Genomic DNA, 3,467 nt, shown 5'->3' on the forward strand with positions numbered 1-3,467 from the left:
TCAAAGGAATTGACGGGGGCCCGCACAAGCGGTGGAGCATGTGGTTTAATTCGAAGCAACGCGAAGAACCTTACCAGGTCTTGACATCCTCTGACAACCCTAGAGATAGGGCTTTCCCTTCGGGGACAGAGTGACAGGTGGTGCATGGTTGTCGTCAGCTCGTGTCGTGAGATGTTGGGTTAAGTCCCGCAACGAGCGCAACCCTTGATCTTAGTTGCCAGCATTTAGTTGGGCACTCTAAGGTGACTGCCGGTGACAAACCGGAGGAAGGTGGGGATGACGTCAAATCATCATGCCCCTTATGACCTGGGCTACACACGTGCTACAATGGACAGAACAAAGGGCTGCGAGACCGCAAGGTTTAGCCAATCCCACAAATCTGTTCTCAGTTCGGATCGCAGTCTGCAACTCGACTGCGTGAAGCTGGAATCGCTAGTAATCGCGGATCAGCATGCCGCGGTGAATACGTTCCCGGGCCTTGTACACACCGCCCGTCACACCACGAGAGTTTGCAACACCCGAAGTCGGTGAGGTAACCTTTATGGAGCCAGCCGCCGAAGGTGGGGCAGATGATTGGGGTGAAGTCGTAACAAGGTAGCCGTATCGGAAGGTGCGGCTGGATCACCTCCTTTCTAAGGATATATGGAGCAGCGTACGTTTTTCGTCTTGTTTAGTTTTGAAGGATCATTCCTTCAAACATGTCTCTAGCGAGACAGGATTGTTCTTTGAAAACTAGATAACAATAAGTAATACATTCACATTGAATGCAATGCAAAGTTCATCACACATAGTGATTCTTTCTAAAGTAAGAAATGGTTAAGTTAGAAAGGGCGCACGGTGGATGCCTTGGCACTAGGAGCCGATGAAGGACGGGACGAACACCGATATGCTTCGGGGAGCTGTAAGCAAGCTTTGATCCGGAGATTTCCGAATGGGGAAACCCACTGCTCGTAATGGAGTAGTATCCATACTTGAATACATAGAGTATGAGAAGGCATACCCGGGGAACTGAAACATCTAAGTACCCGGAGGAAGAGAAAGCAAATGCGATTCCCTGAGTAGCGGCGAGCGAAACGGGAACAGCCCAAACCAAGAGGCTTGCCTCTTGGGGTTGTAGGACACTCTATACGGAGTTACAAAGGAACGATATAAGCGAAGAGGTCTGGAAAGGCCCGCCAAAGAAGGTAACAGCCCTGTAACTGAAATGTTGTTCTCTCCAGAGTGGATCCTGAGTACGGCGGAACACGTGAAATTCCGTCGGAATCCGGGAGGACCATCTCCCAAGGCTAAATACTCCCTAGTGACCGATAGTGAACCAGTACCGTGAGGGAAAGGTGAAAAGCACCCCGGAAGGGGAGTGAAATAGATCCTGAAACCGTGTGCCTACAAGTAGTCAGAGCCCGTTAACGGGTGATGGCGTGCCTTTTGTAGAATGAACCGGCGAGTTACGATCCCGTGCAAGGTTAAGCAGAAGATGCGGAGCCGCAGCGAAAGCGAGTCTGAATAGGGCGCATGAGTACGTGGTCGTAGACCCGAAACCAGGTGATCTACCCATGTCCAGGGTGAAGTTCAGGTAACACTGAATGGAGGCCCGAACCCACGCACGTTGAAAAGTGCGGGGATGAGGTGTGGGTAGGGGTGAAATGCCAATCGAACCTGGAGATAGCTGGTTCTCTCCGAAATAGCTTTAGGGCTAGCCTCAAGGTAAGTGTCTCGGAGGTAGAGCACTGATTGGACTAGGGGCCCCTACCGGGTTACCGAATACAGTCAAACTCCGAATGCCGATGACTTATCCTTGGGAGTCAGACTGCGAGTGATAAGATCCGTAGTCGAAAGGGAAACAGCCCAGACCGCCAGCTAAGGTCCCAAAGTATACGTTAAGTGGAAAAGGATGTGGAGTTGCTTAGACAACCAGGATGTTGGCTTAGAAGCAGCCACCATTTAAAGAGTGCGTAATAGCTCACTGGTCGAGTGACTCTGCGCCGAAAATGTACCGGGGCTAAACGTATCACCGAAGCTGCGGACTGTTCTTACGAACAGTGGTAGGAGAGCGTTCTAAGTGCAGTGAAGTCAGACCGGAAGGACTGGTGGAGCGCTTAGAAGTGAGAATGCCGGTATGAGTAGCGAAAGACGGGTGAGAATCCCGTCCACCGAATGCCTAAGGTTTCCTGAGGAAGGCTCGTCCGCTCAGGGTTAGTCGGGACCTAAGCCGAGGCCGAAAGGCGTAGGCGATGGACAACAGGTTGATATTCCTGTACCACCTCCTCACCATTTGAGCAATGGGGGGACGCAGGAGGATAGGGTAAGCGCGGTATTGGATATCCGCGTCCAAGCAGTTAGGCTGGGAAATAGGCAAATCCGTTTCCCGTGAAGGCTGAGCTGTGATGGCGAGCGAAATTTAGTAGCGAAGTTCCTGATTCCACACTGCCAAGAAAAGCCTCTAGCGAGGTGAGAGGTGCCCGTACCGCAAACCGACACAGGTAGGCGAGGAGAGAATCCTAAGGTGATCGAGAGAACTCTCGTTAAGGAACTCGGCAAAATGACCCCGTAACTTCGGGAGAAGGGGTGCTTCTTAGGGTGTTAAAGCCCCGAGAAGCCGCAGTGAATAGGCCCAGGCGACTGTTTAGCAAAAACACAGGTCTCTGCGAAGCCGTAAGGCGAAGTATAGGGGCTGACGCCTGCCCGGTGCTGGAAGGTTAAGAGGAGCGCTTAGCGTAAGCGAAGGTGCGAATTGAAGCCCCAGTAAACGGCGGCCGTAACTATAACGGTCCTAAGGTAGCGAAATTCCTTGTCGGGTAAGTTCCGACCCGCACGAAAGGCGCAACGATCTGGGCACTGTCTCAACGAGAGACTCGGTGAAATTATAGTACCTGTGAAGATGCAGGTTACCCGCGACAGGACGGAAAGACCCCGTGGAGCTTTACTGCAGCCTGATATTGAATGTTGGTACAGCTTGTACAGGATAGGTAGGAGCCTTGGAAACCGGAGCGCTAGCTTCGGTGGAGGCATCGGTGGGATACTACCCTGGCTGTATTGACCTTCTAACCCGCTGCCCTTATCGGGCAGGGAGACAGTGTCAGGTGGGCAGTTTGACTGGGGCGGTCGCCTCCTAAAATGTAACGGAGGCGCCCAAAGGTTCCCTCAGAATGGTTGGAAATCATTCGCAGAGTGTAAAGGCACAAGGGAGCTTGACTGCGAGACCTACAAGTCGAGCAGGGACGAAAGTCGGGCTTAGTGATCCGGTGGTTCCGCATGGAAGGGCCATCGCTCAACGGATAAAAGCTACCCCGGGGATAACAGGCTTATCTCCCCCAAGAGTCCACCTCGACGGGGAGGTTTGGCACCTCGATGTCGGCTCATCGCATCCTGGGGCTGTAGTCGGTCCCAACGGTTGGGCTGTTCGCCCATTAAAACGGTACGCGAGCTGGGTTCAGAACGTCGTGAGACAGTTCGGTCCCTATCCGTCG

The 3,467-nt window shown here is 52.8% G+C and carries 2 rRNA genes; both read left to right on the forward strand.

What is annotated here, in order from left to right:
- Nucleotides 1-632 (forward strand): 16S ribosomal RNA (locus WDC82_RS25065); the annotation flags it as partial.
- Nucleotides 633-814: 182 nt separating this feature from the next.
- Nucleotides 815-3,467 (forward strand): 23S ribosomal RNA (locus WDC82_RS25070); the annotation flags it as partial.

Source organism: Pelagibius sp. 7325, from assembly GCF_037652055.1.
GTDB lineage: Bacteria > Pseudomonadota > Alphaproteobacteria > Kiloniellales > Kiloniellaceae > Pelagibius.